The following is an 858-nucleotide window of genomic DNA, read 5'->3' on the forward strand; positions in this document are numbered from 1 at the left end:
GCCTTCCCGCAGGAAGCGGCTGAGTTCACCCGCCGTATGAAAGGCGAGCTGCCGTCTGACTTCGACGCCAAAGCGCAGGCTTTTGTGGAGAAACTGCAGGCCAATCCGGCGAAAATCGCCAGCCGTAAAGCGTCGCAGAATGCCATCGAAGCTTTTGGTCCATGGCTTCCTGAATTCCTTGGCGGCTCCGCTGACCTGGCGCCAAGCAACCTGACCCTGTGGTCCGGTTCGAAAGCCATCAACGAAGACACTGCCGGCAACTACATCCATTACGGTGTGCGCGAGTTCGGTATGACCGCGATTGCCAACGGCATCACCCTGCACGGCGGTTTCCTGCCGTACACCTCCACCTTCCTGATGTTCGTCGAATATGCCCGTAACGCGGTGCGTATGGCGGCGCTGATGAAACAGCGTCAGGTGCTGGTCTACACCCACGACTCCATCGGTCTGGGCGAAGACGGCCCGACACACCAGCCGGTGGAGCAGGTGGCTTCCCTGCGCCTGACCCCGAACGTCAGCACCTGGCGTCCGTGTGACCAGGTGGAATCCGCGGTGGCGTGGAAATACGGTGTGGAACGTGCCGACGGCCCGACGGCGCTGATCCTCTCCCGTCAGAACCTGGCGCAGCAGGAGCGTACGGCGCAACAGCTGGCGGATATCGCCCGCGGTGCGTACGTGCTGAAGGATTGCGCCGGTCAGCCGCAGCTGATCCTGATTGCCACCGGCTCTGAAGTGGAGCTGGCGGTGTCGGCGTGGGAAAAACTGACCGCTGAAGGCGTGAAGGCGCGCGTGGTTTCCATGCCGTCCTCCATGCCGTCCACCGACGCGTTCGACAAACAGGATGCGGCGTTCCGTGGT

General features: G+C 62.5%; 1 protein-coding gene. It reads left to right on the plus strand.

Going from position 1 to position 858, the window contains the following annotated elements; translation table 11 throughout:
* On the plus strand, positions 1-858 hold an 858-nt coding region (locus tag ACQ3G7_RS24715; protein WP_430893019.1), incomplete at both ends, for a transketolase-like TK C-terminal-containing protein.

It is taken from the genome of Kosakonia sp. N21 (assembly GCF_050587465.1).
GTDB lineage: Bacteria > Pseudomonadota > Gammaproteobacteria > Enterobacterales > Enterobacteriaceae.